The sequence below is a fragment of the Nitrospiria bacterium genome (assembly GCA_035517655.1).
Taxonomy (GTDB): Bacteria; Nitrospirota; Nitrospiria; order JACQBZ01; family JACQBZ01; genus JACQBZ01.
In genome coordinates this window covers 1-26,800 of the sequence record DATIYJ010000019.1, presented here as the reverse complement: position 1 = coordinate 26,800, position 26,800 = coordinate 1, and the positions used below count along the sequence as shown (strand labels likewise).

The 26,800-nt window shown below is 57.5% G+C and carries 29 protein-coding genes; 12 read left to right on the top strand and 17 right to left on the bottom strand.

Going from position 1 to position 26,800, the window contains the following annotated elements:
* Positions 1–633 precede the first annotated feature (633 nt).
* Genes VLY20_04265 through VLY20_04230 form a run of 8 tightly spaced genes read left to right on the top strand, consistent with a single transcriptional unit; the run spans position 634 to position 8,402 of the window.
* Positions 634–924: a DUF5132 domain-containing protein gene (locus VLY20_04265; GenBank protein ID HUK55853.1), complete on the top strand. Its 291-nt coding sequence runs from the start codon at positions 634–636 to the stop codon at positions 922–924.
* 26 nt (positions 925–950) lie between these two features.
* Positions 951–1,451, top strand: a complete 501-nt coding sequence (locus VLY20_04260; GenBank protein ID HUK55852.1) for a hypothetical protein — start codon at positions 951–953, stop codon at positions 1,449–1,451.
* 1 nt (position 1,452) lies between these two features.
* The gene (locus VLY20_04255) at positions 1,453–2,115 is read left to right on the top strand and encodes a hypothetical protein (protein ID HUK55851.1); all 663 of its coding nucleotides are present in this window, start codon (positions 1,453–1,455) and stop codon (positions 2,113–2,115) included.
* A gap of 48 nt (positions 2,116–2,163) precedes the next feature.
* A complete protein-coding gene (locus VLY20_04250) occupies positions 2,164–5,259 on the top strand; it encodes an HAD-IC family P-type ATPase (protein HUK55850.1) in 3,096 nt (1,031 codons plus the stop codon).
* Positions 5,256–6,449, top strand: coding sequence for a methionine adenosyltransferase (metK, locus tag VLY20_04245; GenBank protein HUK55849.1), 1,194 nt, complete (start codon positions 5,256–5,258; stop codon positions 6,447–6,449). Before VLY20_04250 ends, metK begins: the two co-directional genes overlap by 4 nt.
* A gap of 58 nt (positions 6,450–6,507) precedes the next feature.
* Entirely contained in the window at positions 6,508–6,765 is a 258-nt protein-coding gene (locus tag VLY20_04240) for a DUF3562 domain-containing protein (protein HUK55848.1), read from the top strand.
* 12 nt (positions 6,766–6,777) lie between these two features.
* Entirely contained in the window at positions 6,778–7,236 is a 459-nt protein-coding gene (locus tag VLY20_04235) for a hypothetical protein (GenBank protein HUK55847.1), read from the top strand.
* Positions 7,236–8,402, top strand: coding sequence for a TRC40/GET3/ArsA family transport-energizing ATPase (locus VLY20_04230; GenBank protein HUK55846.1), 1,167 nt, complete (start codon positions 7,236–7,238; stop codon positions 8,400–8,402). The genes VLY20_04235 and VLY20_04230 overlap by 1 nt, the downstream gene beginning before the upstream one ends.
* A 64-nt stretch (positions 8,403–8,466) precedes the next feature.
* Here the strand turns inward: VLY20_04230 and VLY20_04225 are convergent, their stop codons facing one another.
* The 5 genes from VLY20_04225 to VLY20_04205 all read right to left on the bottom strand — a co-directional run bounded on the left by VLY20_04225 (position 8,467) and on the right by VLY20_04205 (position 13,017).
* Positions 8,467–8,838 carry a hypothetical protein gene (locus VLY20_04225; protein ID HUK55845.1) on the bottom strand — a complete coding sequence of 124 codons (372 nt, stop codon included), beginning with the start codon at positions 8,836–8,838 and terminating at the stop codon, positions 8,467–8,469.
* Between the two features lie 498 nt (positions 8,839–9,336).
* Positions 9,337–10,071, bottom strand: coding sequence for a response regulator transcription factor (locus tag VLY20_04220; GenBank protein ID HUK55844.1), 735 nt, complete (start codon positions 10,069–10,071; stop codon positions 9,337–9,339).
* A gap of 318 nt (positions 10,072–10,389) precedes the next feature.
* Positions 10,390–11,763 (bottom strand): ATP-binding protein, encoded by a 1,374-nt coding sequence (locus VLY20_04215; protein HUK55843.1) that lies wholly within the window; start codon positions 11,761–11,763, stop codon positions 10,390–10,392.
* A gap of 3 nt (positions 11,764–11,766) precedes the next feature.
* Positions 11,767–12,453, bottom strand: a complete 687-nt coding sequence (locus VLY20_04210; protein ID HUK55842.1) for a response regulator transcription factor — start codon at positions 12,451–12,453, stop codon at positions 11,767–11,769.
* A 141-nt stretch (positions 12,454–12,594) separates the two neighbouring features.
* A complete protein-coding gene (locus VLY20_04205; GenBank protein ID HUK55841.1) occupies positions 12,595–13,017 on the bottom strand; it encodes an NUDIX domain-containing protein in 423 nt (140 codons plus the stop codon).
* A gap of 198 nt (positions 13,018–13,215) precedes the next feature.
* On the opposite strand from VLY20_04205, the gene ppk1 reads away from it, so the two are divergent.
* Positions 13,216–15,411 (top strand): polyphosphate kinase 1, encoded by a 2,196-nt coding sequence (ppk1, locus tag VLY20_04200; protein ID HUK55840.1) that lies wholly within the window; start codon positions 13,216–13,218, stop codon positions 15,409–15,411.
* A gap of 44 nt (positions 15,412–15,455) precedes the next feature.
* On the opposite strand, the gene VLY20_04195 is transcribed toward ppk1, so the two are convergent.
* The 3 genes from VLY20_04195 to VLY20_04185 form a co-directional block, all read right to left on the bottom strand.
* Positions 15,456–16,250: an undecaprenyl-diphosphate phosphatase gene (locus tag VLY20_04195; GenBank protein HUK55839.1), complete on the bottom strand. Its 795-nt coding sequence runs from the start codon at positions 16,248–16,250 to the stop codon at positions 15,456–15,458.
* A gap of 76 nt (positions 16,251–16,326) precedes the next feature.
* Positions 16,327–17,712 (bottom strand): porin, encoded by a 1,386-nt coding sequence (locus VLY20_04190; protein HUK55838.1) that lies wholly within the window; start codon positions 17,710–17,712, stop codon positions 16,327–16,329.
* Between the two features lie 71 nt (positions 17,713–17,783).
* Positions 17,784–18,242, bottom strand: a complete 459-nt coding sequence (locus tag VLY20_04185; GenBank protein HUK55837.1) for an Rrf2 family transcriptional regulator — start codon at positions 18,240–18,242, stop codon at positions 17,784–17,786.
* Positions 18,243–18,541: 299 nt separating this feature from the next.
* Here VLY20_04185 and VLY20_04180 point away from each other — a divergent pair, with 299 nt between their 5' ends.
* The 3 genes from VLY20_04180 (at position 18,542) to VLY20_04170 (ending at position 21,348) form a co-directional block, all read left to right on the top strand.
* On the top strand, positions 18,542–19,630 hold the full coding sequence (locus tag VLY20_04180; protein HUK55836.1) for a hypothetical protein: 1,089 nt from the start codon (positions 18,542–18,544) through the stop codon (positions 19,628–19,630).
* A gap of 302 nt (positions 19,631–19,932) precedes the next feature.
* The gene (locus VLY20_04175; GenBank protein HUK55835.1) at positions 19,933–20,919 is read left to right on the top strand and encodes an aldo/keto reductase; all 987 of its coding nucleotides are present in this window, start codon (positions 19,933–19,935) and stop codon (positions 20,917–20,919) included.
* A 33-nt stretch (positions 20,920–20,952) separates the two neighbouring features.
* Positions 20,953–21,348 (top strand): cupin domain-containing protein, encoded by a 396-nt coding sequence (locus VLY20_04170; protein HUK55834.1) that lies wholly within the window; start codon positions 20,953–20,955, stop codon positions 21,346–21,348.
* 109 nt (positions 21,349–21,457) lie between these two features.
* Here VLY20_04170 and VLY20_04165 read toward each other — a convergent pair whose 3' ends face one another.
* The 9 genes from VLY20_04165 to VLY20_04125 form a co-directional block, all read right to left on the bottom strand.
* Positions 21,458–21,670, bottom strand: a complete 213-nt coding sequence (locus tag VLY20_04165) for a type II toxin-antitoxin system HicB family antitoxin (GenBank protein HUK55833.1) — start codon at positions 21,668–21,670, stop codon at positions 21,458–21,460.
* Positions 21,667–21,864: a type II toxin-antitoxin system HicA family toxin gene (locus tag VLY20_04160; protein HUK55832.1), complete on the bottom strand. Its 198-nt coding sequence runs from the start codon at positions 21,862–21,864 to the stop codon at positions 21,667–21,669. Before VLY20_04160 ends, VLY20_04165 begins: the two co-directional genes overlap by 4 nt.
* Before the next feature lie 171 nt (positions 21,865–22,035).
* The gene (locus tag VLY20_04155) at positions 22,036–22,488 is read right to left on the bottom strand and encodes an RES family NAD+ phosphorylase (protein HUK55831.1); all 453 of its coding nucleotides are present in this window, start codon (positions 22,486–22,488) and stop codon (positions 22,036–22,038) included.
* A 14-nt stretch (positions 22,489–22,502) separates the two neighbouring features.
* Positions 22,503–22,949 (bottom strand): antitoxin Xre/MbcA/ParS toxin-binding domain-containing protein, encoded by a 447-nt coding sequence (locus VLY20_04150; protein ID HUK55830.1) that lies wholly within the window; start codon positions 22,947–22,949, stop codon positions 22,503–22,505.
* 336 nt (positions 22,950–23,285) lie between these two features.
* Positions 23,286–23,648: a helix-turn-helix transcriptional regulator gene (locus VLY20_04145; GenBank protein HUK55829.1), complete on the bottom strand. Its 363-nt coding sequence runs from the start codon at positions 23,646–23,648 to the stop codon at positions 23,286–23,288.
* Positions 23,645–23,950 (bottom strand): type II toxin-antitoxin system RelE/ParE family toxin, encoded by a 306-nt coding sequence (locus VLY20_04140; protein HUK55828.1) that lies wholly within the window; start codon positions 23,948–23,950, stop codon positions 23,645–23,647. The genes VLY20_04145 and VLY20_04140 overlap by 4 nt, the downstream gene beginning before the upstream one ends.
* A gap of 257 nt (positions 23,951–24,207) precedes the next feature.
* Entirely contained in the window at positions 24,208–24,918 is a 711-nt protein-coding gene (locus VLY20_04135; protein HUK55827.1) for an RDD family protein, read from the bottom strand.
* 209 nt (positions 24,919–25,127) lie between these two features.
* Positions 25,128–25,895, bottom strand: coding sequence for a hypothetical protein (locus VLY20_04130; protein ID HUK55826.1), 768 nt, complete (start codon positions 25,893–25,895; stop codon positions 25,128–25,130).
* A gap of 473 nt (positions 25,896–26,368) precedes the next feature.
* The coding region (locus tag VLY20_04125; GenBank protein HUK55825.1) for a hypothetical protein at positions 26,369–26,800 on the bottom strand (432 nt) is incomplete at its 5' end.

Genomic DNA, 26,800 nt, shown 5'->3' with positions numbered 1-26,800 from the left:
CGCACAGTATTCATCCGTCTCAAACTCGGAAGGCGTGTACCGGGGTTCAACGACGTCGCAGGAGTTATCGGCATGGATCAAATGGGGACAATGCATCCTTTTTATCTCCTCTTTTTCTTTTGTTCCCGCCTGTATTTTTTTCAATCGCAGGATTTCCATTCCTCGCTCTCCTTCTTTTTCCCGTGCTCGTTTCATCGGCTTTTGGTTTTCTATAGTATGACTATAAGTATTCGTTGTTAAGCCTCGATCAAGGAGCGGTTAATAGAGTGTAAATTTTCACGGGCTCGGCGACCGGCGGGCCAAGCACGCGGACGCCTTATCAAAAGGAAGCGATTTTCCCTGTAGGCAAGTAATGGATAAGCCGCTGGACAGGCACCGCTCATTTCTATATAATTCGTTTAGAGCAAGATCAGCCCAGCAATCGATACGGGTTCACGTTTCGCGTTCAGAACTGCACCACGTTTCCCTCTTTTCGGTCAGCCTGTCGGGCGAATGGAACACCGAAGCAGATCTCCTCTACGCATCATTCCTGAAGTCGAATTAGGAATCCTGCGCAAGACAGCCTGAGCAACAATATTCGAGGCGCATTCACCACCACAGATCGTTATTCAATACCAAACAAGGAGGATTAAAATGGCTCTTTTGGAGAACGGTTTCAGGGGCAATCTCATGACGGGGCTTGCGATCGGCATCGGTGCCGCGATTTTGGCGCCGATCGTCATTCCGGCGGTGGCCGCCGTCGCCAAACCCTTGGCCAAGGCCGCCCTCAAGGGGGGAATCCTCCTCTATGAGCGGGGCAAGGAAGCGGTGGCCGAAGCGGGCGAGGTGATCGAGGATCTCGTCGCCGAAACCAAGGCCGAGATCGCGGAGGTTCATAAAGAAGTCGTCGGAGCGGCGGAATCCCAGAGCGGGACGAACAGCTGATGCTTCCCGAGGCTTACATTTCTCACATGACCACGGGCCGGGTGAGGATCAAAATACCCTCGCGAAAGGGGGATCTCGCCTTCTTTGCGGCCTTGAAAGACAAACTGCCCGGTTCCGCCGAGATTCTCGGCATTCAACGAATCGAGATGAATCCGACCACGGGAAGCGTGCTTGTGGTTCATCATGCGGACTTTAAGGCGCCCGAGTTGGCTGTTATATCAGGATATCTTGAACAGATGGGCCTTGTAAAACTGGAGCCGATCGACGCCTCTAAAAACCCCGTTTCCCGGAATATCGCCAAGACATTTCAAAATATGAACCAGCAGATTACCGATTTCACAAGCGGCGAGATCGACCTTCAATCCATGGCCTTACTGGGCCTGTTGGGCCTCGGTCTCTTTCAAATCAGCCGCGGGCAGTTCATGATCCCCGCCATTTCGGCATTCTGGTACGCCGCCACCCTTTTGAAGGATCAACCCGTTCAAAAAAACGTCCAAGAACAAAAAATCGACAACCCGGAGGTCTAAGATGTCAGCGGAACAAACCCAAAGCGGCACGGAAGAGAAAATCGGCAAGGCCGGCGCCACGGTTAAACAAGGGATCGTCGGAAGCCTGAAAGGTCTCAACGACATTGAGACCGAGATCGTGGACTTGGTCCGAAACACCGTATCCGGCACGCTCAAGGCAACCGGAACGGTCGCGAACGAGGGACTGGTTATCACGAAGGATGTGATCAAAGGAGCCATCCAGGCGACGGAAGAGGTCGGCACCGGTCTGATCTTGAGCACCAAAAGCGTCGCGAAGGGCGTGGTGATGGGGGTCAATGATGTGGGAGGCGACATCGTCATCGCCGCCGGTCAGACCGTCAAGGTCGCCGTAAAGGGCGCGGCCGAGGTCGGAGCCGACGTTTCGCAGGTCGCCCGGAAAGCCGTAGACGGCGTGATCGAGGCCGCAAAGGACATCGGCGGAAACGTGGAAGACGTCGCCAAAGTAGCCGTAGGCGGAGCGATCGAGGCGGCCGGATTGCTCGGAAAAACCGCCGTTCGAACCGTCACCGACTTGCTGGTCGGCGTGGTTGAAGGGATCAAGGAAGTGGCCAGCGCCGCACTTCCCGCTTCCCGACCCGCGCCATCCGAAAAAAAGGCTCCATCATCGGAAGAAGGGACCGTCAAAATCCGCGGAAAGAGTTAAGTCCGGCCGGTGTTGAAAAAATCAACCTAAGGGTCAGGCGGATATTCCGTGGTTCAAACCGTTCATACCGCAGCGAAAGGCCGGACACGATTCAAAGTCTCCGGACTTTACCGCTCCGAGGCGCTGAAACGACGGCTTGAATCGAGCCTGTCAACGATCGAGGGAATCAGCAGGGTTTCCGCCAGCATCCTGACGGGGAATGTTTTGGTGGTCTTTAATTCCGGAGCCACCCCCTCCCAGATCGCCTCGCTGATCATCGAGATCGCCTCCGACCCCCAACACGAGTCGCGACCGCATCCTCCGAGACCGTCTCCGGATCCCTCTCGGGAGACCGTCGTCTCCACGTCCCCGATTAAAGATTCCCTGTCCGCGGTCGGCAAGCGGCTGGCCGACCTTCTTCCTTATCCGAAGGAGATGGAGGCGCAACCGTGGCATCTGATCGAATCGGACCGGGTCGTCTTTTCATTGAAAACCTCACGGTCATCCGGCCTGACCGAGGAAGCGGCGGGGGATTATCTGCGTCAATTCGGTCCAAACCTCCTTCCCGAATCCGTTCCACGCTCCTCTTTCGGCATGTTCATCGACCAGTTCAAATCCTTGCCGAATCTGCTTTTAGGCGCGGCGGCCGGGCTTTCGATCGCCACCGGAGGCGTATCGGACGCGGTGATCATCCTGGGCGTGGTGCTGATCAACGCAGCCATCGGCTATGTCACGGAAAGCCAGGCCGAGAAAACGATTCAGTCGCTCAAGGGCCTGGTCCGTCCGAGCGCGACCGTGATCCGCAATGGGAAATCCAGAGAAATCAGGGCCGAAAGCATCGTGACCGGAGATATCCTGGTCCTCAAACCGGGAAGTTACATCGCCGCCGACGCGCGGCTGCTCGAAACCCAACAGATGTATGTGGATGAATCGGCGCTTACCGGGGAGAGCGTTCCCGTGCTCAAAACCTCCGCGCCCATGACCGTCGAAAATCTGCCCCTCGGGGACCGACTCAACATGGTCTACATGGGGACCCTGGTGACCGGCGGCCAAGCGATGGCGGTTGTCGTGGCCACGGGAAGACATACCGAAATGGGCCGAATCCAGATCCTGCTGGGGGAGGCCGAGTCGCCCGAGACGCCGATGGAACGCCAACTGGGCCAGATGAGCAACCGGCTGGTGCTGATCAGCACCGCCGTCTGCGGCCTCGTCTTCGGCATCGGCCTGCTCCGCGGACAGGGTCTTCTGCATATGCTTAAAACCGCGATCTCCTTGGCGGTCGCGGCGGTGCCCGAAGGACTGCCCACCGTGGCGACGACCACGTTGGCCCTGGGCATCCGCAACATGAGGCGGCACCATATCCTGATCCGCCACCTCGAGGCGGTTGAGACGCTCGGAGCGGTTCAGACGATCTGTCTTGACAAGACCGGGACGATCACCCTGAACCGGATGTCGGTCGTGGCGATCCACGCCGGCGAAAAACGGATTTCCGTCTCGGACGGCCGATTCCGGTGCGGGGAGGAACTCCTCAACCCGTTCGCTTCGGACGAGCTGCTGAGATTGATTCACGTCTCCGTCCTTTGCAATGAATCCGCCGTGGTATTTCAAGAAGGAAAACACACCCTTCGCGGCTCGCCCACGGAAAACGCCCTGCTCCAGATGGCGATCAGCTCCGGCGTGGATGTCTTGAAACTCCGGGATCGCTATCCGGTCCTTCAGATGAACCACCGGTCCGAAAATCGCAACTTCATGAGCACCCTTCATGTTTCAGCCGATACGGAAGCGACGGGGCCGCTGCACCTTCTGGCCGTGAAGGGAAACCCGATCGAGGTTCTGATGATGTGCCGTTACCGCATGAGCGACGGACAGATCATCCCGTTGACGGACGAAGACCGGTCGAAGATCCAAACCGAGAACGAAGGCCTCTCGGGCCAGGCCCTCCGCGTCCTCGGCGTTGCCTACGGCCTCCTTCATCCCGAAGAGGACGGATCCGATCGGGGGCTGATCTGGCTGGGCCACATCGGAATGGCCGATCCCGTACGGCATGGGGTCAAAGAACTGATCCGGGACTTTCACCGGGCCGGGATTGAAACCATCATGATCACCGGCGACCAGAGTCCGACCGCATACGCGATCGGGAAAGAGTTGAGCCTCAGCGGCGACAAGCCGCTGTCGATCCTGGACTCGACGCACCTTTCCGAGCTCGCCCCCGAGGCCATGATCGGCCTTTCCAAGCAGGTCCACGTTTTCGCGCGGGTCAGCCCTTCGCATAAACTCCAGATCGTCCAGGCCCTGCAAAAGGCCGGAAAAGTGGTGGCGATGACCGGGGACGGCATCAACGACGGGCCCGCCCTGAAGGCCGCCGATATCGGGATCGCCATGGGCCACACCGGAACGGATGTCGCTCGGGAGGTGGCCGACGTGATCGTCGAGGACGACAATCTGGAGACGATGATCGTCGCCGTCAGTCACGGCCGGACGATCTATAACAACATCCGGAAGTCGGTGCATTTTCTTCTGGCGACCAATCTGAGCGAAATCATCGTCGTCTTTGGGGCGATCTCGGCCGGACTGGGGGAGCCTTTGAATTCGATGCAGCTGCTCTGGATCAACCTGATTTCAGACGTCTTTCCGGCCTTGGGACTGGCGATGGAGCCGCCGGAACCGGACGTGCTGAGCCGCCCTCCCCGAAATCCGGAAGAGCCGATCGTTCAGTTATCGGACTTTAAGCGGATCGCGTCCGAAGCGGCCGTCCTGTCGGCCGGTACGCTGGGCGCGTACGGGTACGGCATCCTGCGATACGGTCCCGGTCCGAAGGCCGGCACCCTGGCCTTCACCACGCTGACCTTGGGACAATTGTTGCACGCGCTGAGCTGCCGGTCCGAAAACCACAGCCTCCTCGACCCGGTCCGGTCGCCGCAGAACCCGCCCCTGCAACCGAACCCCTACCTCTCCCTGGCCGTCACCGGCTCCGTGGCGCTTCAGGTTCTGACCCTGGCGGTCCCGGGACTCCGGAGGCTTTTGGGCGTCACGCCCGTCGGCCTGCTCGACGGCGTCGTCATCGGGGGCGCGGCCGTCGTCCCCTTGGTGGTCAACGAACTGACCAAGGGAAGGTCGATCGCTCCCGCCTTACCGGAGCCGGAGAAAACGCGAGGAAACCCATGAAAGAAGATTTTATGTTCACATCCGAATCGGTTACGGAGGGTCATCCGGACAAGCTCTGCGATCAGATCAGCGACGCGATCGTGGACCGCTTCCTCCAACAGGATCCTTTTTCAAGAGTGATCGCGGAGTGCGCCGTCTCGACCGCGATCGTTTTTGTCGCCGCACGATTTCATGCCAAGGCCAGCGTGGATTTCGCCACGGTCGCCCGGGAAATCATCAACGGGGTCGGATACGAACACCACGCCTTCAACGGACGAACCTGCAGCATCGTGACGAGCCTTGCGGAGCTCCCTCCAGACGACAACGGTCTGCGGGACGAGATGGATCTCACCGAGCCGGAACTGGAGCGTATCCCGGTTCGAAATCAGGTCACGGTTTTCGGGTTCGCCTGCAACCAAACCCCGTCCCGGATGCCGCTCCCGATCTGGCTGGCCCACAAACTGGCCCGGCAGTTGACCACGGCCCGCGTGAAAGCGACCCTGCCCTATCTCGCGCCGGACGGAAAGACCCAGGTGGGGATCGAATACCGAAAGCGCCGGCCCTATCGGATCCACAGCCTGACCGTGATCGCAAGCCAGAACAGGCCGTCGGAACCGGATCTGAAGAAGCTCACGGACGACATTCGCGAAACCGTGATCCTGCCCGTCTTCGCCGATGAACCGATCCGTCCCGACGATCAAACCCGGATCTTTGTCAACCCGGACGGGCCCTTTATCGTGGGCGGCCCCTCGATCCATTCCGGTTTGACCGGTCGGAAGAACGCCATTGACACCTACGGGGAGTATTCGCGTCACAGCGGCTCGGCGCTCAGCGGGAAGGACCCGACCCGGATCGACCGCATCGGCGCCTACATGGCCCGTTGCGCGGCGAAAAACGTCGTGGCGGCCGGGATGGCTGAAGAGTGCGAGGTGCAGCTCAGTTACTCGATCGGTCTGTCGCGACCGGTCAGCATCCAGGTCCAGACGCTCGGAACCGGCCGGATTCCGGACTCGGAGATCTCCTCCCGTCTGGAAAAACTTTTTGATTTCCGGCCGGCCGGCATCATCCGGGCCTTCCGGCTCCGCCATCTCCCTGCGGCCGCCAAGGACGGGTTTTACAGAAAATTGGCGGCCTACGGGCATGTCGGAAGAACGGACCTGGACCTGCCCTGGGAGCGAACCGATCAGGCGGGTGTTTTGAAGTCCGGCTGACGGCTTTTCATATCCTATGATCATGTTATAATGACGGAATCCAAAGGAGGAGATGCTCATGGCGGCGGCTTTGATCTCGGAAAACGATTCGGATGAGCTACAGAATTTCTCAACCATCGAGGACCTGGCCCGGGAGCTCGGGGTTCCCGTAGAGGAGATTCATCTCCATTATGAGGCCGCGTTGAAGGAGTTGCGGCCGACCGCGAGGATCAAGGCGTTTCTGCCGATTCTCGCCGGCCGTCAAGTCAAGGAAACCGTGCTCGAAAAGAAAACCCGCGGCGGGATCTCGGACCAGCAGACCTCCGCCCCTATATAAAGGAGACCCTTCGTGCATGCCGTCAATGAAGCGCAGTCCGCGGCCCCGGTATCGACGAAGCCGCCGCCTGAAAAACTGGTCATTAAAAACCGCTCCGACGACCCCTCGCTCCTGACCAAGTGGCTGCGCGGGGCGCAGTTTGCGGCCGGGATCGTTTTCTTCATCGGCTGCGGCGCGGTTGCGATCGTCCTGGAACGACTTGCGAACCTGTTTAAATCCGCGGAGGGTGATGCGGGCCGGAATCCTTCCGCCCGCCCCGACGCCCCCCAAGCCCAGGAGCCTCCCCAACGAATCAAGGTGCCGATGTTCCCGATCGACAATTACAATCAACTGGACGCCGTCCAGGTGATGAACCGCCTGGCCGGACTGTCCAACGAGCAGATCCGGATCGTCCGGGCGCACGAAGCGCGGCTGAAAAACCGCGAAGATGTTTTGGAAGCCATTGATCGGCATCTGGCCGAAACCCGCTGATGCGCATCATTCTGTTCACCGGTAAAGGCGGGGTTGGAAAGACAACCTTGGCGGCCGCGACCGCCCTCAAAGCCGCGGCCCTGGGCTACAAAACGCTGGTGATCAGCACGGACGTCGCCCACAGCCTCGCCGATTCCCTGGCCGTTCCATTGTCCAACGATCCGAGGCCGGTCGGCCCTCCGGAACTTCTCGCCGCCGAACTCGACACCGGGGAAGAACTGGAACGATACTGGGGAAACATCAAGAGGCGGATCGCCGCCATTCTGCAGAAGACCGGGCTGGAATCCGCGATCGCCGGCGAAATGGCCGTTCTTCCCGGGCTGGATGAAATCCTGAGTCTCGTTCGCATCAAGAAATATTTTGACGAAGGCCGGTTCGACGTTCTGATCATCGACAGCGCCCCGACGGGCGCGGCGATGCGATTGCTGGGCGCTCCCGATCTCGGCCGGCTTTACATCAAAAATATCCTGGATTTTTCCCGTGGAATCGGCAACGTCTTCGTTCCGCTGCTGCAAGCGTTCCAGCGGAAGACGGCCGCCGAGAGCGCCTTCCCGGATCAGATCCAGAGGCTTTTCGATCAGGTCGAGGCCTTGCGGCGCATCCTGGCCGATCCCGTCCTGACATCGGTGCGCCTGGTCCTGAATGCCGACCGGATGGCCATCCTCGAAACACAGCGGGCGTTCACCTTTTTTAGTTTATACGGATTCACCGTGGACGCGCTGCTGATCAACCGGGTCCTGCCGCCGGAGATTTCCGACCCCTATCTGGCGGCGTGGAAAGAGAAGCAATCCGAATACCGCCGGATGATCGCCGAGTCTTTTTCCCCCCTGGTCCCCCTGGAAGTTCCCCTGATGCCGCAGGAGGTCACCGGCATTCCGGCGCTCACGCTTCTGGCCGAGACCCTCTATCGTGGGAACGACCCCGTCCAGCGGCTCTCGGACGTGCAGCCCCTGACCTTTGAATTGAAAGACGGAGAATATACGTTATCCCTTCGGCTGGTCGGGATACAGGGAAGCGACATCGATCTGGAGAAATGCGGCGATGAATTGCGAATCCAGGTCGGGAAGCACAAACGCTCCATCGCCCTTCCCCAATACCTGGCCGGGCGGACGCCGACATCGGCCAGCCTGGACGGAGGATTTTTAAAAATCATCTTTAAAGAATAGGTCCCCGCGGACGGGTTCGGCTTTCGGTCGGGTCGATGGAGAAAACGGTTCGGCGGGTTACGGGTTAAATCAGAACCGCGATCAAAGACAGCGCGGAACCCTGGAGAGCCTGTTCAACAAGCGCTCCGGCCAGGGCCTTCCAAAGAATCCCGCCGGTTTGGGCGGCGGCGGCATAAACGTGCTGGTCGTTCGTGACGGCTTTCGACAAATCGAAATAGCCGGCCCGCTCGAGGCAATCCAGAATTTCCTGCGAAGAGACCGCTTTGGGCTCGTAATAGATGACGGCGCTGCCGGTCACCGTGTTGATCTCGGCGCTCTCGATCCCCTGAATTTGTCCCAGGAGTCGCTTGATTTCCAGAGCGGTCGCTGAACTTCTCTTGATAAAAGGGGACTTGACCCTCAAGCGCCCCTCAACATGATGAACGTAATAGCTCATCCGTTTTCTCCTCCTTGTCGACGATCCCTAGGCCGTATTCTGTAAACGGTACCGGACATGATGGGGATCCTCAAGACAGACCGTCTTCTTGAACGTCTTGCATCCCGGATAACGCGAACACCGGAAGCGAAGCACCGTTGCCTCTCTCTTATAGAGATGCATGGGCTTTGCACACACCGGACACAAGGGCCGATCCGTCACCTCCGCCCGTTTTGCCCCGATCGTGAACTGTCTTCCGCACAAAAGACATTGGAGGCGCCGCCTCCCCGTCCAGGCCTTTCCGTATCGATAATTGACCATGGAGCCGCAGGCGGGGCATTTCTTTTTTGATTTTTTCGTTTTGTACACTGTTCGCATGGTATCACTTTAATAATGCGGCGTTAAGCCTCCATCAAGGCCGTGTTAAATCCGTGTTAATTTTGGCGCGCCGGAGCGCGCTTATCCCTTTCCACCTCCCGCGTTTGAAGAACCCTGCCTTGATCCGCGCGGAGCTTGGGCTCACGGTTCGGATTCAAGTTTGTAACCCACCCCGTGCACGGTCACGAGAAGACGAGGCCGGTCCGGATCCCCCTCGACCTTCTGCCGAAGGGCATGCATATGCACATCCAGGTTATGCTCCTCGATGAAGCGGTCTTTCTCCCAAAGCGCCGTAATCAGTTGGTCGCGCGTGAAGACCCTTCCGGAATGCTCGGCCAGATAGGCGAGCAGGGAGAACTCGATCGGGGTCAGGGACACCGGTCGGCCGCGCTCATGCACCTCATGCCGTTCCAAGTCGATCGTCAGCGGACCGATCTTCAGAAGGGTCTTCGGCTTATTTTCGCTGTTCATTTGACTGCGCCGAAGCAGCGCCCGGACGCGGGACACCACTTCCTTCACGCTGAACGGCTTGGTCATGTAATCGTCCGCGCCCAGCTCAAGCCCGCGGAGGCGGTTTTCCTCCTGTCCAAGCATCGTGAGAACGAGAAGGGGGACGGCTTTGGTTTTGGGATGGCTCTTCAACAAACGACAGAGCGTCCACCCGTCCAGTTCCGGGAGGATCAATTCCGAAATGATCAGAGCGGGCGGCGCGGTCTGCGCTTCCGCCAATCCTTTTTTACCGTCCGGGGTAATCCGAACCTGGAAGTAATATTTTTCAAGTTCCTGCTTGAGAAGTCCGGCGGTATTCGAGTCGCTCTCGACGACCAGAATGTCCTTCTGAGATGAATCCTTCTCGGGTGACATCGCATCATTCATTCTTTAAAGACAGCCTATCAGGAATTTGTTGCCGAGGGATCAAGATGACGTTAACTCGACGTAACAAATTCACGATTCGAAAAAACGCGGCCCAAGTTGTCTCGGCCGGAGGAACAGACCGCCTCGGCAGGCGGGACAGTTCGAAACCGGACAACCCGGGCCGTGTTCTTCTTGCGCTGGTCGAGCATGGTTGAAGTGGACCGCGAAATCCATCCTAGAGGACGACTGTTGCGGCGGGCTTACGGCGACGTTACACGCGCGTAAATTTTACGGGCGGGAAAACAACGGGCAAACGACGTGAGCCCCGATCGTCAACGATCAGGGAAAAGGGGGCTGCTTCGGAAGGGTCACAATAAACCGGGAACCTTTTCCAATCTGGCTTTCGACGGAAACCTTTCCGCCGTGGGCTTCGACGATGTGCTTGACGATGGCCAGGCCGAGGCCCGTGCCGCCCACTTCCCGGGAGCGCGCCCGGTCCACCCGGTAAAACCGTTCAAAAATCCGGACGATTTCCTTGGAGGGAATCCCGATGCCGGTGTCGCCGACCGCGATCTCGACGCCCGTTGCGTCCTGCCGGGCCTCCACCGTGATCCGGCCGCCCGCCGGACTGTACTTGATGGCGTTATCGATCAGATTAATCAGAACCTGTGTCAGTTTATCCGCATCGCCGATCACGGACCCCGCGTCCGCGGCGGAACCGGTCGAAATCGTCTGGCCTTTCTTCTCGGCCTGGGGTTGGAGCAGATGAACGGCTTTGCCGATCAGATCGGCCACCGGGATCGTTCCCCGCTGCCATTGGTATCGGCCGGATTCGATGGTCGAGAGCTGGAGAAGATCGGACAGCAACGCCGTGAGCTGATCGGCGTGTTTTTGAATGATCCGGAGAAACTCGACGCACTTCCGGGGGTCGTCCTTCGCCCCGTCGATCAGGGCCTCGATATACCCCTTGATCGAGGTCATGGGCGTGCGGAGCTCGTGCGAAACATTGGCCACAAAGTCTTTTCGGATGCGCTCCAGCCGCTTCAAACTCGACACGTCGTGAAAGACCAGAACGACCGCGACCCCCCCTTTTTCGGAAACCGAGGCCTGCACGGAAAAGATGCGCTCGTCGGGGATAAACATCGCAAGCTCCTCCGATTGGTCCGCTCCGCTCTCCAGCGTCCGTTGGACCAGTTGGTGAAGCTGACGATGCCGGAACACTTCGATCAAGGGACGGCCCAGAACCGCCGAATCCTCCAGAAGAAACATCCGCGCGATCGCGGCGTTCATCAGCAGGATTTTCCGCTCCCGATCCAGGACCAGCACGCCCTCCACCATGCTGGAGAGTACGGCCTGAAGACGGCCGCGGTCTTCCGAAATCTCGGTCAGCTTGGTTTCAAGATCCGCGGCCATCCGGTTCACCGCGTGGCCCAAGTCGGCGATCTCGTCCCGCGACCGGACGGCGACCCGCCGGCCCCGTTGCCCGGCGGCCAGCCCGCGGGCGACGGCCGCGATCTCCTCGAACGGTTTCGTCACGTGGCGGGCCAGCCCGCGCCCGATCACCCACAGGACCGGAAGAGACGCAAGGAGCGCGATCGCGAGCGCCGAGACGGGGTCCCGAACCCAAAAGGTCAATCCGTACGCCAGCAGGAAGGTGAAAACACCGGACAACAGCAAGGCCAGCACAAACCTGCTCTGGAGGGAGAGCCGCACCGTTCAGGGTTCCTCTTTGAGCTTGTAACCGAAGGGCTTGACGGTCTGGATACAGTCCTTCAAGAAAGGAATCTTCTCCCGCAGCCGCCGGATGTGAACGTCCACCGTTCGACTGATCACATCGGCATCGTAACCCCAGACCTTATCCAGGAGGGCGTCCCGGCTCAGAACGCGGCCGCGTTCTTTCAATAGCCGTTCGAGCAGGCCGAACTCCTTGGCCGTCAGAACAATCTCCCGGCCCTGCAGGCGCACTTCATGGCGGACCGGATCCAAAACCAGATCGCCGTAAACATAGCGGTCCGGCTCGGCCTCCCGGCGGTCGGCCCTTCGAAGAAGGGCTTTGACGCGGGCCACGAGCTCCTTGGGGCTGAAGGGCTTGGTGAGGTAATCGTCCGCGCCCACCTCCAAGCCCACCACCCGGTCGGTCTCTTCACCCTTCGCGGTCAACATAATGATCGGGAGCGCGGCCGTCTTCGAATCCGCGCGCACCCTCCGGCAGATCTCCAGGCCGTCCATTTCGGGCAACATGATATCCAAGATCAGCAGATCGGGAGGCTCGGCCTTGATCTGTTGAAAGCCCTTGGCCCCGTCCCGAACCGTCGCGACGCGATAGCCTTCTTTTTCAAGGTAATGGGTGACCAGGCCGGTGATGTCCGGCTCGTCCTCGATCATCACAATTTTTTTCGCCACGATCGCTCCGTTCCCTGGGTTTGGGTCATGGTAAAGGTTTCCCCGAACCAAAGTCAACCGCACACCCGGTCGTCGAGGCGTCCTGAGAGTCGATGGATGATCGGAGGGTGACGGTCCAAAAAGGTCGACAGGGGCGAGGGATCAAGACGCGGACCCCTGGCGATGAAGGTGCTTGTTCGCGAGGGAATGCGCGCGGCGCAGGAGATCGCGGTTGGCGTCGGAGGACAGAAGTTCGAGCGCTTCCTCGTAGGGGCACCAGCGCCGCTTGCGATCCTCCCCCGGACCGGCGTTTCGCACGTAGTGCATCAGAAAAAAGGCCGCGCGGGCCTCCCGGCCGTCTTTTTTAAAATCAACCGAACCCACCGCCTCCACGATCTTCGCATCCATCCCGGCCTCTTCGCGCACCTCGCGTTCGGCGGCGGCCTCCGGGGTTTCGCCCGGATCGATATGCCCTTTGGGAAAGACCCAGCGCAGAGCGTCGTTTTTGGCCGTGACGACAAGATAACGGGGAGCATCCCCTTGGAGTCGCACCACAATACCCCCGGCATGGGTCAATCCCGACATCGTTCCTCCCTCGAATGGTTCATGGTCCAAGGAGCGCCATGCCATTTAGACCATGAAATCCCCTCGCAGTCAAGCGGAAGCTGAACGGCTTCATCAGTTTTAACATGGGCGTAACACGGATTTAATACACGGATGCTAGCATCGGTTTTTTCAATCGAGAATCTCGGGGCTTGTTCGGAGCCCCGGGGGGAGGAACGGATGGAAAAGGAACTGGTCTCGGCGGTCGACTTGGACGCCCCAGAATGGTACCTCAATCGCGAGCTCACCTGGCTGGAATTCAACCGGCGCGTGCTCAACGAGGGCTTCGACGAGCGCTCCCCGTTGTTGGAGCGCGTGAAGTTCCTGGCGATCGTCGCCTCGAACCTGGACGAATTTTTCATGAAACGGATCGGCGGATTAAAGCAACAGGCCGGCGCCGGCGTGACGGAACTCTCGGTCGACGGTCGCACGCCGGAGAAGCAGATTCACGAATGCCACGCGGTGGTCCGGGAGATGGAGGACCAGCAGCGCGGCCTTTCCGTGGAGTTGTTCCGCCTGCTGGACCAGGCCGGGATTCATCTCAACAATTACACCGCCCTGAACCCGGCCGATAAGGCCGCCGTGCGCGATCATTATGTCCGAAATGTTTTCCCCTTGGTCACGCCGCTGGCCATCGGTCCCGCCCATCCCTTTCCGTTTATTTCCAACCTCTCCCTGAATCTTCTGGTCACGGTCCGGCACCCCGGCGCGGACAAGGCCGACCTCGTCCGCATCAAAGTCCCGATCGGCGAGGAGGTTCCGCGCTTTCTTCAAATCCGGGAGCAGTTGGGCTTCGTCCCCCTTGAAGACGTGATCGCGCAAAACCTGGACCTCCTCTTTCCCGGGATGCAGATCGAGTCCTGCGAGTTGTTTCGCGTGACCCGCAACGCCATCACCGAAATCCCGGGGCACCAGGCCGAAGACCTGATGTCGATGGTCGAATCCGAACTCCGGGACCGAAAATTCGCCCCCATCGTCCGTCTCGAGACGTCGAAGGGCATGAACCCGACGCGGCGGGGGATGCTGGCGGCCGAACTCGGACTCGACGAAGCCGCCGACGTGTTCGAGGTGGACGGGCTCATGGCCAAGCGCGATCTCTCCCAGATCGCCGCCTTGAAAATCCGGGAACTTCACGACGCGCCCCACCACCCCATGGATCCTCCGCTGATCGCCGGCGCCACGAACATTTTCCATCGGATCCGCGAGCAGGGCCCCCTCCTTCTCCAGCATCCGTACGACTCCTTTGTCACGTCGGTGGAACGGTTCGTGAAGGAGGCCAGCCAGGACCCGAAAGTGCTCGCGATCAAGATGACCCTGTACCGGACGGCGGCGGAATCCAAGATCATCGAGTACCTGATCGAGGCCTCCCAGAACGGCAAGCAGGTGGCCGTCGCGGTGGAACTGAAGGCCCGCTTCGACGAATCGTCGAACATCCGTTGGGCCCATCGCCTGGAGGAGGCCGGAATCCACGTCTCCTACGGTGTGCTGGGCCTGAAGACGCACTGCAAAATCATCTTCGTGCTGCGGCGGGATTACGACGGGCTGCGCCGCTACGCCCATTTCGGAACCGGCAACTACAACGCCGACACCGCCCGCGTCTACAGCGATCTGGGCCTGCTGACCTGCGATCCCGTGATCGGCGGGGATCTGACCGAGCTGTTCAATTACCTCACGTCCGGCAACGTTCCGGACCGGAACTACCGCAAACTGCTGCCGGCGCCGACCCGCTTCAAACAGGCCCTTCTCTCGAAGATCGAACGGGAAGCCCTGCGGCAGGACGGATCACCGGGCCTCATCCGGTTTAAGATCAACGCGCTGGAAGACAAGGATATCACCAAGGCGCTCTATCGGGCGTCCCAGGCGGGCGTAAAGGTCGATTTGATCGTGCGGGATACCTGTCGTCTGCGGCCGGGCATCCCCGGCGTCTCCGACCGCATCCGGGTGTTCAGCCTCGTCGGACGCTTTCTGGAGCACGCCCGGATCTATTATTTCCGCAACGGCGGGGACGAGGAATATTTCATCAGTTCCGCGGACTGCATGGCGCAAAAGATGGAACATCGCATCGAGGTCGCCGTCCCCGTGGAGGAACCCGACCTGCGCGTCCAGCTCCGCCAGATTCTGGATCTTCAAATGACGAACCGACGGGGTTTATGGACCATGCGGCCGGACGGAACCTACGATCGCGTTGCGGCCGAGCCGGGCGCCGACGACCGGGGAGCCCAGGAAGTCCTGATCGAGCGGGCCCAAGAGCGCTGTCAAGCGTCGCAGACCTCAAGCCCTCGGGATCCATCCGCTTTCTCGGGAGGGCCGAACTCGGGAGCGTATTCCCCGTCCGCCGGTCATCGTTTCAAAACGCAGAGGCGAAGAGAGCCGTAGAATCGGGCTGATGAACGACGCCGTGGCGGGTTCGGAACCCGGACTTATCGGAGGAGCCACAAGATCAGCAGGGCCACCGCGATGCGATACCATCCAAACCCGTTCAGGGTGTAACGCCCCAGCAGGCCGATGAACCCCTTGACGGAAAACCACGCCGTAATGAAAGAGACGACGAATCCGATGCCGAACGTCGTCAGATCGGAAGCGTCCAGGAACGACCGGCTCTTAAAGAGATCGTACGCGGTCGCGGCAAACATCACAGGAACGGCGGCGAGAAAAGAATATTCGGCCGCGGTCCTGCGCTCCACCCCGATCGCCATCCCGCCTAAGATGGTCGCCCCCGAACGGGAAACGCCCGGCCACAGGGCCAGGCATTGAAAGAAACCGATCAAGAGCGCCTCGCGCCAGCCCAGCGAATCGACCCCGCGCTTTTTGACCTTTGGAAGGAAGCGTTCGACCAGGAGAATGGCCACGCCCCCGATGCCCAAACCCAGCGCGACTGTTTTCGAGTTGAAGAGATGGTTTTTGATGAAGCCGTGGGTCAAGCCGCCGATCACGACCGCCGGGAGGGTCGTCAGAAATAAAAGATACAGTCCGTTGATCCCCGCGAGCCCTTTCGATTTGTTGGAGGGAATCAGGCCGTAAAACCTTTCTTTGTAGAGAAAGACCACCGCCAGGATCGCGCCGAGCTGGATGACGACCTCAAACGTGGACGCCTTCTCCCCTTCGTAGCCCAAGAGGTGGCCCGCCAGAATGAGATGGCCCGTCGAGGAGACGGGAATAAATTCGGTCAGTCCCTCGACCACGCCCAAAATAAAACTGTCCAGCCATTGCGTCATGCGTCACCGATGTTTTGATCATGGTAATGGTTGAGCGGGATGAAGTCAACCGGAGGGATCGGAAATTCTTCATATCCTAAAAAGCGATCTGGAAGCGGCTTAAGACCGCCTTCTCATCCTTCCGATCGCCGCCGTTGGCCGCGCCCCCTTTGAAACCCGTCTGATCATAATCGGTGACGATCTTGACGTTATTATTGAGGTACCAGTTGACGCCCGCCGCCCAGGCGCTCGCCTCTTGGGCGGCCTTTGCCGGATCGGCATAAAGAGGAAAGGCGTCGCCGTCCACGGTCAGCTTGCCGAAGCGCGCCGCCAGCTCAAAAGCGCCCCATGTGCCTTTGTGCGGATCGAAAGGACTCTTGGGTTTAACGCCTTGATAGGACGCCGCATCGCCGGTCAGCACATACGACGCCGCTGCCTGCCAGCCTTGATTTGAAAGTCGGGCCGAGTTGGATCCTCGACTCACCTCCTGCGACGATCGAACATACTCGCCGAGCAGACCGAACGATCGCCAGTAATAAAACACCTGGGGGGAAACGCGATCATGTTCACCGGCGGCGACGGCGGTGCCGCTTCCCGTGCCGTCCGACCGGTAGTTGAAAAACGTGAGTTGCCCGTCGGTCTTAAAAGAAGGCAGGTTGGGCGACGTTGCGGTCCCTCGCTGTTTTCCGTAGGTGCCGGCGACGCCGAGCCCAAGACCCCGCAGCGGCTCAAGACCGCCGTTCTTGAAAGGCTGCGCGAAAAGGCGGGCGACAAAGTCTTTGTTGTCGTTCGTATCGCCGTCCGAACTTCCGCCGTCCGGAACGCCGTCCACAACGCCCAGAGCGTAGTCGAACGCCTCCCCCCAGAGGTCCCCGCGCCATTGCAGACCGATGTCGCGGTTGGGAACCAGATTATTCGGCAGGGCGCGTTCCACAAAGAGCAGGTCCGTCTCATTCTGAAGCCGTTCGATGCCGAACGGTGTTTTGAATTTCCCGACCCGGAGCACGGCCTCGGGCCAGTAACGGATGTCCATGTACGCATCCTGAATCACCGTCGTGCCGCCTCCGAAGTCCGGCATCAACCTGAAATCGTAATACCGGTAAACGGTGCCTTCGAATACGGGCCGGACGGTGCGAAGCAGAAAGGTGTTTGTCCCCTGGCGGTATGGATCGTCGACGTAAAATCGCCCGTCGGCCTGGAGAATCCCTCCAAGCTTCAACCGAAAATCCCCGTCCGCCGACACCAAGGAAAAGCCGTCATTCCCCGCGCGCGCGGCGGAAGCTTTCTCGGGCGTCGTTAAAACGCCCCCTTGTTTCGCCTCCAGTCGTTTTTCAAGCATTTGGATTTTCCGATCGAGAACCTCGATCCGCTCGTCGACCGTCTCCGGCGGCGTTGAAGCATCTTGGGCAAGCACGTCCCGGGGACTTCCCCAAACAAAACCGATCCAAACGGCCACGAGGAAAACAAACCGGAAGTCCTTCACGACGCCCCCCATTTTCAGTTTGATGTTGTTCTATTTAGTATATAGATTTAGTAGACTGATAAGCCAAAAAATTATTTCCGGGCCTTCCGGCTCCGGGCCCGCGCCGCGGCGCCCTTGACCTTCTTGAGACCGTCCGCCAGGGTCACCCCGTCCAGGACCTGGGCGATCGCGTCGCGGGTTTGTTGCATCACGATCCGGACCCCGCAGGTCGCCTCGTCCCGGCACTCCCGGCACCGCTGGTAGGCCGTCTGGCTGACGCAGGGAACCGGCGCCAGCGGACCGTCCAGAATCCGGATCACCTGCCCGAACGTCACCGATCGGGGAGCTTTGCCCAGGAAATACCCGCCCCCCCTGCCCTTTTGACTCTGGAGCAGGCCGTGTTTCTTCAAATCCAGCAGGATCAGCTCCAGGAATTTCTTGGGGAGGCCTTCCCGTTCGGCCAGGTCCGAAATGAGCACCGGCCCGCGGCCGTACTCTTCCGCCAGCACCAGCAGCGCCTTCAGGGCGTATTTCGCTTTATTCGACAGCATGCTTGTAATCCATAGAGTCTATCAAGTTAATAGACTATTAACCTATTCGTCGCGCCTTGTCAAGTCTTTTTTACAAGACCGAACGACGATTCTATAGCGACGTCCGGCGGCCGCCGTTTGGCGCCGGCCCAAGCGGCGACACGCACGCCGCGCGAGGTCGGAGGGGAGCCGGGCCGTCGGCTCATTTTTAACAATAAATTTACCGAACCTTGACGGCGTATTAACCCGCCACGGCTACCCTGTCGCTGTTTCCTGATCGTTCCAATGCCTACAACCCACAATAGCAAAGGGGTATGGTCATGAAAAAAACATTTCTATTACTGGCGGTCACGCTCACGATTGGAATGTTGGGTATGGCCGGCGCGGCGATCGCGAATCCTCGGGTCAAGCCGCTTACGGTTGCCGTGTTCGGAGACTGGCCGTACAGCACCGCGTTGCTGGATAACGCGCCGCTGCTGCTCGACTCGGTGAACACCGATCCGGATGTGAGAGCCGTGATCCACGTCGGCGATATTCATTCGGGGAGCATGCCCTGCACGGGGGCGGGCTTGAATCCGATTCCGGCCGGCGCCGACCCCGCGTGGAATCAGGGGATCTTCGATATCTTCCGGCAGTTCAACGATCCGTTCGTGTATACGCCCGGCGATAATGAATGGACCGACTGCCACAAGACCAAAGAGTTCGCCAGCGGGTATCCGTTGAACGAACTGGCCGCCGTCCGCAGCCTGTTTTTTGCGAACCCGGGTTTGACCCTCGGCGGCGACCCCATGGAAGTGAGGTCCCAGGCCGAGGAATACGAGGACGAACATCCCGCCGACGCGCAGTTCGTGGAGAACGTCATGTGGACGCAGTCGCAGGTCGTCTTTGTCACGTTGAACATCCCCGGGTCCAACAACGACGGCCTGCCCTGGGACGGCGGCACCGGCTCGCCGTTCTTGAACGAGCCGGCCCGGCTAAAGGAAGTGGCGGAGCGCAACGCCGCCAATCTGCGTTGGTTGAAGCGGGCGTTTCATATGGCCAAGGCCAAGCAAGCCAAGGCCGTGGCGATCGCGATTCAAGCGGATATGTGGGATCCCTCGGCGTTGGAACCCGGCGGGGACGGGCTCGACGGCTATGATGCGTTTGTCCAGGCGCTGGCGGATCATGCGGTCGCCTTTAGACGCCCGGTCCTGTTGCTCAACGGCGACTCACACCTTTATGAAGCGGACCAACCCCTTGCCGATCCGACGAGCGCCACCGGTGTCATCCATCATACGCAAGCCGTGCCGAACCTGACGCGCATCACCGTTCAAGGCTCCACGAACCACCCCAGTGAATGGCTCAAGCTGACCATTGATCCTAGGTCGCGGAACGTCTTCTCATGGGAAAACGTCGTCTATCTGCCGTAAGGCGATGCGGCGGCGGTAAAGGAAGAAGGCCGGGAGATCTCCCCCGGCCTTTTTTTGCTCCACGATCCGATGCTCCATGCCCCTCTTTTTACAGGTCCATTCCTTGCCCGTATCCTAACCAGACCCCGCTTCGCGGCACAACCCCTTTATCGCAGTTTTCGTGGGATCAGGCAAGAAATGAACAGGATGGGTCTATCCGCTTTATTTTTTAAGGAGTAATATGTAATCATCAACAAGGCGGCCAATAGAGGAAGGCAAGGTCTACGAAGGTGTTCGGTCTTCAAACGGTGAAAGGAGAAGCCATGCAAAAGCGCAAATTGGGGAAAAGTGGCTTGGAAGTCTCGGCTCTCGGCCTCGGCTGCATGGGAATGAGCATTGCCTACGGTCGGCCCGGGGACAAGCAGGAGATGATCGCTCTTATACGGAAAGCCGTCGAACGCGGTGTGACATTCTTTGACACCGCCGAGATTTACGGCCCCTACACGAATGAAGAACTCGTAGGCGAAGCTTTGGCTCCATTCCGCGGGAAAGTGGTGATCGCGACCAAGTTCGGGGTCAAGATGGATTCCAACGGGCAGCAGGTCCAGGACAGTCGGCCCGAGCGCATCCGGCAGAGCCTCGAGGGCTCGCTCAAGCGGCTCAAGGTCGATGCCATCGACCTTTACTATCAACACCGCGTTGACACGGAGGTGCCGATCGAAGACGTGGCGGGAACGGTGAAGGACCTGATCCGGGAAGGCAAGGTCAGGCACTTCGGTCTTTCTGAACCAGGAGCGAAAACGATCCGTCGGGCCCATGCCGTCCAGCCTATCACGGCAATTCAGAGCGAATACTCGCTGTGGTGGAGACGACCTGAAGAGGAAGTGCTGCCGACGCTCGAGGAACTCGGGATCGGGCTCGTTCCCTTCAGTCCTCTTGGGAAAGGCTTTCTTACGGGAAAGATCGACGAGAAGACGACGTTTGATAAGTCCGACTTCCGCAACATTGTTCCTCGCTTTACCCCCGAGGCCCGGAAAGCCAATCAGGCCCTTGTCGATCTTCTGCGCACGATCGCAGAACGGAAGAAGGCGACACCCGCACAGATCGCGCTTGCCTGGCTCTTGGCCCGGAAGCCGTGGATCGTGCCGATCCCGGGCACAAAAAAGCCGGAGCGCCTGGACGAGAACATCGGAGCAGTTAAAGTCGAACTTACGTCCGGGGATTTGCGCGAGATCGATAGCGCCGCCTCAAAGATCACGATCCAAGGGGCGCGCTACCCCGAAGCCTTGGAGAAAAGAACCGGTCTTTAATCCGTAGTCCTGATCGGGAAAGGAGAACATGCAATGGAGATAAAGCGAAGCGGCTCACAGCCTTCCGGCAAAGGACCGGCCGATAGGTTTACCGGCACGGTTCGGATTGATCCCTTATTCCAGGCCCACGATCCGGCACGCGCGCAAGGTGCGAGCGTCACGTTCGAGCCCGGCGCCCGCACCGCGTGGCACACCCACCCGCTGGGTCAAACCCTCATCGTGACGGCCGGTTGCGGGCGGGTGCAGCGCTGGAGCGGCCCGATCGAGGAAATTCGGCCGGGTGACGTGGTCTGGAGCCCGCCCGGTGAGAAGCATTGGCACGGCGCCGCGGCGACCACGGCCATGACCCATATCGGCGTTCAGGAGCAGCTCGACGGCAATGTCGTCGAGTGGATGGAGAAGGTCAGCGACGAACAATACCGGAGCTGAGACCCGGCCCGAATCGTACTCCCCCGCGCGCAAGGATAGAGGGGGAATTGCTCTTCATTGAGTATGGTGTTTCCGAAATTCTGATATTACTTCAAGGAGGGAAAATCGATCAAGCGGCGATCGTGATGTATCCGACGGATGTGGAGGGTTTTGGAATAGGCAGTCGATCCTCCCTGAGGCCGGCCAGATGCAGTGCGATCGCGCCCTTCATTCGCTTCAACGCTTCCGCCGCGGTCCGGCCTGTGGCCACGCAGCCCGGAAGGTCCGGGCAATAAACGGAGTAGTTCCTTTTCGTTTTCTCAATCACGACCGGATATTTCATTTCTTCTTCTCCTTCAACCCCGCCTGTTTCAAAATACTATTGAACGTGCCTTTGGCCAACTCATCGCCCGGATTACCGGCAATCGTGACGCGTTCTTTTTTCACGGAATGTTTAAACTGCCGATGGCTTCCCCTTACAGTTACCAGAAACCATCCGTCTTTTTCGATGAGACTGATGGCTTCTCTGACCCTCATTCAACAAGTCCCGTCACCCGACTCCGGATAACATTCATCCTACGTCAAGATAAACCCTTTGTCAACGCACCCCACATCCCGCGCGCGAGGCCGGAGGGGGGGCTTATTTATTCAGATCCGACCCGACTCGTTCAAAAAATACAAATTAAACAGGGTGTCTCTGGAATTCTGCTATGGGTCGGTCTTGTGGAGTCTCTCATCATAAATGAAGTTCTCCACATCGAGGATCTGAACGGATTTCATGTCGGGGTGTGTCGGGTTAATCAGGATGTTATACTCATGCATGATCACAGCCGACGGCGCGCGAAGCAAAAGGCTTTCCATGCTTATTGCCCACTTTGTGCCCATATCCGCCAACGAAAACGGCGCGGGATTGCGATGCCAATCTGCCGGCAAATCGGAAGGATTAATTTGTTTTGGAACACTCGAATCGGGGATGCCGATTGAAACAATCCTTATACCTGCGGGTATGTTCGTTAGCGACACATGGACGAGGTATTCCATCGCGGCCAGCGATCGACTCTCCGATGTGTAGATGACGGCGGTATCTTTAGCGTTCCATCTGCCCCCAGTGAGCCGGGCGCCTTTTCCGGACAGGTCGCGCGCATGTTTGGCAAGGGCCATCCGATAAACCCGCCTCATGCATAGACACCATACTCAATGCGACCGAGTTCGTCCATAACCATTTGGGCCCCGGTTTGAAGGCCGACCAAATCGCTCGGCGCCTTCCCCCCGAAAGCCTTGCTGGGCGAGTTGAACCAGCTCTTAAACTTCTGCAAGGATCCGAATACCTCGATCCCTTTTCCCACAAGCAGCACCAACTTGATTATGTGTTCGGATACCGCGGGGTTAAACTTGTCATTATTGGAATATCTCTCTATCGTGCGAAGCGTGATCGGAAGCATGCGCGCATATTGGTCCCGTGAGAAGTTGACCAAGCGCACAAAAGTTATGAAGGAACGTTTTGTGACACCCTGCTTGCTCATTTCAATGACATCCATATGGGATGTCAGCTGTTTATGAAAGACCTTTCTAAAGATCTCGGCGGCTTGCGGATTGCGTTCTTTTACTGTTAGGGTTTCCACCGAACACCTCTCTTCCTTGAGACATCATTATTGACATTTGTCATTATTTTAGCGAAACGTGTCACGATTGTCAATTCACGGCGACACGGCCACTCCTCCCGCGAGCAAAGCCGGAGTGAAGCATGCCGGAGATAAGTAAAGCGTCACCGGAAGTTCAAGGATGGGAAGTCGAATATATTCGATCTGCATCATTATATATAGGGGCTGGAGGGCGGTGAAAAGGGGGAATATAAGAGGCGTGACCGGATCAACACCCGCCCAAAACACCCCCCGCGCGCGAGGCCGGAGGGGAGCCGGTTCTTCTCCAAGTTCTCCCAGTCTGCGGCCCCGTTTGAGTCATGTCCGTTTGGTTGCGGTGCGTTTGGCGCGGTACGATGCGGCGGCTTCCGCTGTATGCATCCCGGTCTCTTTTTCGGCCGGTTCGAATACGACACGGACCTTGGCATGCAGCGCTTCCGCGACGCGACGCAGTGTGCTGAGGGAGTGACCTTCGTAGGCGGGGGACTCCAACCGGCTGACATGCTGCTGAGTGGTCTTAAGGAGCTTCGCAAGATCCTTTTGGGACAGCCCGGCCTGCTCGCGAAGTGCCGCGATCTGCAGTGCCACATCCCAGGCCTCGCCTGCGCGCTTAAATCGCGCAGCAAACGCCGCATCTCTCAACTGATCTTCCAGGTATCGATCGAAATTTGTTTTTTTCATTGTCCTGCTCGTTTTCGCCAATCGCGCATCCGTTCCCGCGCGGTCTCGATGTCGCGGGTCGGAATGGCCCGGCCTTTGTTGCGGATGCCGTGCACTGCGATGATCCGGCGATTCTTCATGAAAAACCACAGCACGCGGGTATTGAGCTTGCCCACGTGGCGCAGTTCGAATAACCCCTCGCCCAGTGCTTTGCACAAGGGTTCCCGGTGATACTGCCGGTTCCGCAGTTTTGCCAGACCGGCCACCACCGCCGCAAAGTCGTTGGGATCGGTGGTCTTCAAATCGTCCAAAAATTCATGCACAGGGCATATCCCCGCTTCTGTCTCGTATAATTCTACAGTAAAATCCATTCCCCGGTCAACATCATTTTTGGTGTGCACACTGGCGCTCGGCCGAATACGGCCTTCGTGGGCTTCATCTTACGAATTTTCACCTTTTCTATCTCCATTGCTCCACTGCTCCAATGCTCCATTTTCCAGCCCTTCCCCCGCGCGCGAGGCCGGAGGGGAGTTGGCAGAATCTAAGGGTAACATCCCTGGAATTCTGTCCAGGCTGGTTTTTACAAATCTTCCCGATGCCGTTTCGCACCCGGAAGACGGCCTTTTGCCCCCATATAGGCAATTTGCAGGAATAATATCAGTAGAAGAAACTCGCCTGCTATTCCGATCGCTGCACAGAGCGCGTCCCCCTTTGAATGGACCCTTAGGCATGCAGGATCAAATATTAGCAATGTTAAACTTAGGACAATAATAAAAAGGGCAAACGCAACGACATACCAGCCAAGAAATACCATAAACCTTCTGAAAATCGAGGGGTAGATAAATTGAACGTCTTCCTCCCGTTCGGGAAGTTCCAGTGATCCCGAGGTGGCCCGATATTGTGCAAGGGCATCGGTGAACACAACGACGGTGCCAGCCAAATGGTCGTGGATTGCTTGATGACGATGACTAAAATACATATAAACGAGTGACACGCCACCCAGTAACATCTTTGTAACATACCGCAGATAGGAATTGGGCAATGGACATCTTCCCCTGGTTTTTATATAGAGGACACTCATGCCAAACCAAGACTGACCGATTGTTGCACCCCGAAAGGAGATGAGAAATGGCTCAAGCAGCATGACGGGGCCGAGCAGGGCAACGATGTTGAGGAACGAATACCCCCCGTTGATCTGATTGGTCGCAAGCGGCAGCAACATCGTCACAGTAAGGAGAATCACCCCGTCAATCATTGCCACCTTCCATCGAAGAGGCAGGCTGGGATACAATTGAACATCTCGATTCAAGGGACACCTGGAATTTCACGTTACTTGTTACACAACATTACCCTTTTTAACTCAATAATCAGTAAAAGAAGAGCTTTGTATAAAATATCACCCACCACCTGCCGCGCGCGAGGCCGGAGGGGAGATCCCAGCGAAGAATTGTACTCGACCGCCTCTTCTCATATTTTAAGGCCAGGCCCCAGGCCTTCAAATCACGGAATAGAGTCATTTCGATATGCTATGCCTTTCACAAAATGCAACTTTGGGATTTCAATCTCCTTATTGCCAATTTTAATGCCCTTAATTATAAAATCAAACTGATTTTCCGGAGGCGGTGGCAGAATATCAAAACTTAACCATATGCAGGCCATTTTTCCTTTCTCGACAACAACCGGCTGTAACTCCACTATTCGTTCTGTAGGCTTCATATTATGGGGGAGGAAACAGAGATTAAGTCCCTGGTAATATGATTTTCCGAATGTTTGCATTGGAGAGAATTCCGTTGGTAATGTAATGCCACTAGGCTTATACACTTGATCCTTCAATGAGAGGAGAATTTGAGACGGCTGTATGGACAAATCCTTCTCTTTGGGATAGAAGCCGATTTCTATTAGAAAGGGGGAGGTCGGAACTTCTTTCCCCTTTCCAAAGCGCCAGGCGTATGGTGATACAGGATTTATAGGAAGAGGGATAACAATGAATACCGTATTAAATGTTGATACTAATCTGCCATTAAATGGTTTAACCGATAATTGCAGATTGGGCAGGTCAATAACATTATTAATACCAAATGAACCCGCATCTATATTCCGATCTGGCACGCTAATTTCATACTTTTGGCTAACAGCGCAACCCTCAAGACCCAAAATAAAAGCAAAACAAAGACCTAAACACGTCAAAAACAACTTCGCCCAAGTAAATGAGCTGCCGATTATTCTATATGAAAAAGGGGGTAGTATTTTGCTGATTGATAGGTCCATGAAACTTTGCCACCCTGCATTTCAATGCTCTATCACAAACCAACATCGATAAAATCACTTCCCCCTAACCACCCCCCACCCGCGCGCGAGGCCGGAGGGGAGCCTTGCCTTTGTGATGGATGGAAAGTATAGATACATGACTTGGCCCTCCGATTATTTCTTGTAATTTTATAATGAAATCGATAATGTACACTACCGACCGGAATTTCCAACTAGCTCATGAATAGCGTTGACCAATTGCTCCATGTAGTATATAATTTGTTCTTCTAAGGAGAGATTATGGCAATCTCGAATATGTCAAATATAACGATACTTTCTAAAATCACGATTGGTGAGGCGGCAGTATTTTCAATGCGGTTATCTCCTTGCCAGGAACCCTTAAATGTTTTGCCTGCTACGTATGAGGAAGCTCCTCTCGTATTACCTACAGGGTCTAGTACCCTTGCCCCCGGCATTGTACTGTTAGTCGAACTCTAGGCCGCTCTCACCCATCGCCCATTCCGAAGTGCTGCCTCCGCACCGATCAAAGGAGCTTGGCTCTGCAATGCTTGTTCAACGGCCTGCTGAGCCTGCTGGAGTCCGACTTGTTGCACCTGTTGCATCAGTTGTTGAAGCACTTGCTGTGCTTGTGCTGGCAATTGGGTTCCTGGTGGAAGTTGCAGATTAAAGTTGACGGAAACTTGTAGGTTTGCCGGCATTTGCCGCTTCGCTCTTACTTCCATATCCCCTCTAAATTCGTTTGAGCCTGTTGTGCTTTCAATGATCGCGATCGTCCCTGTTTCTCGAAAAAGATTTTGTGTTTCGACCACTACTGCTGGATCGATTGGTTCGAGTAATCTCATATCTGCTTCATAGGTTTCGAATAGCTGCCATAAAAGGTTGTCTAGATCTGTTTCAGCTGCAGT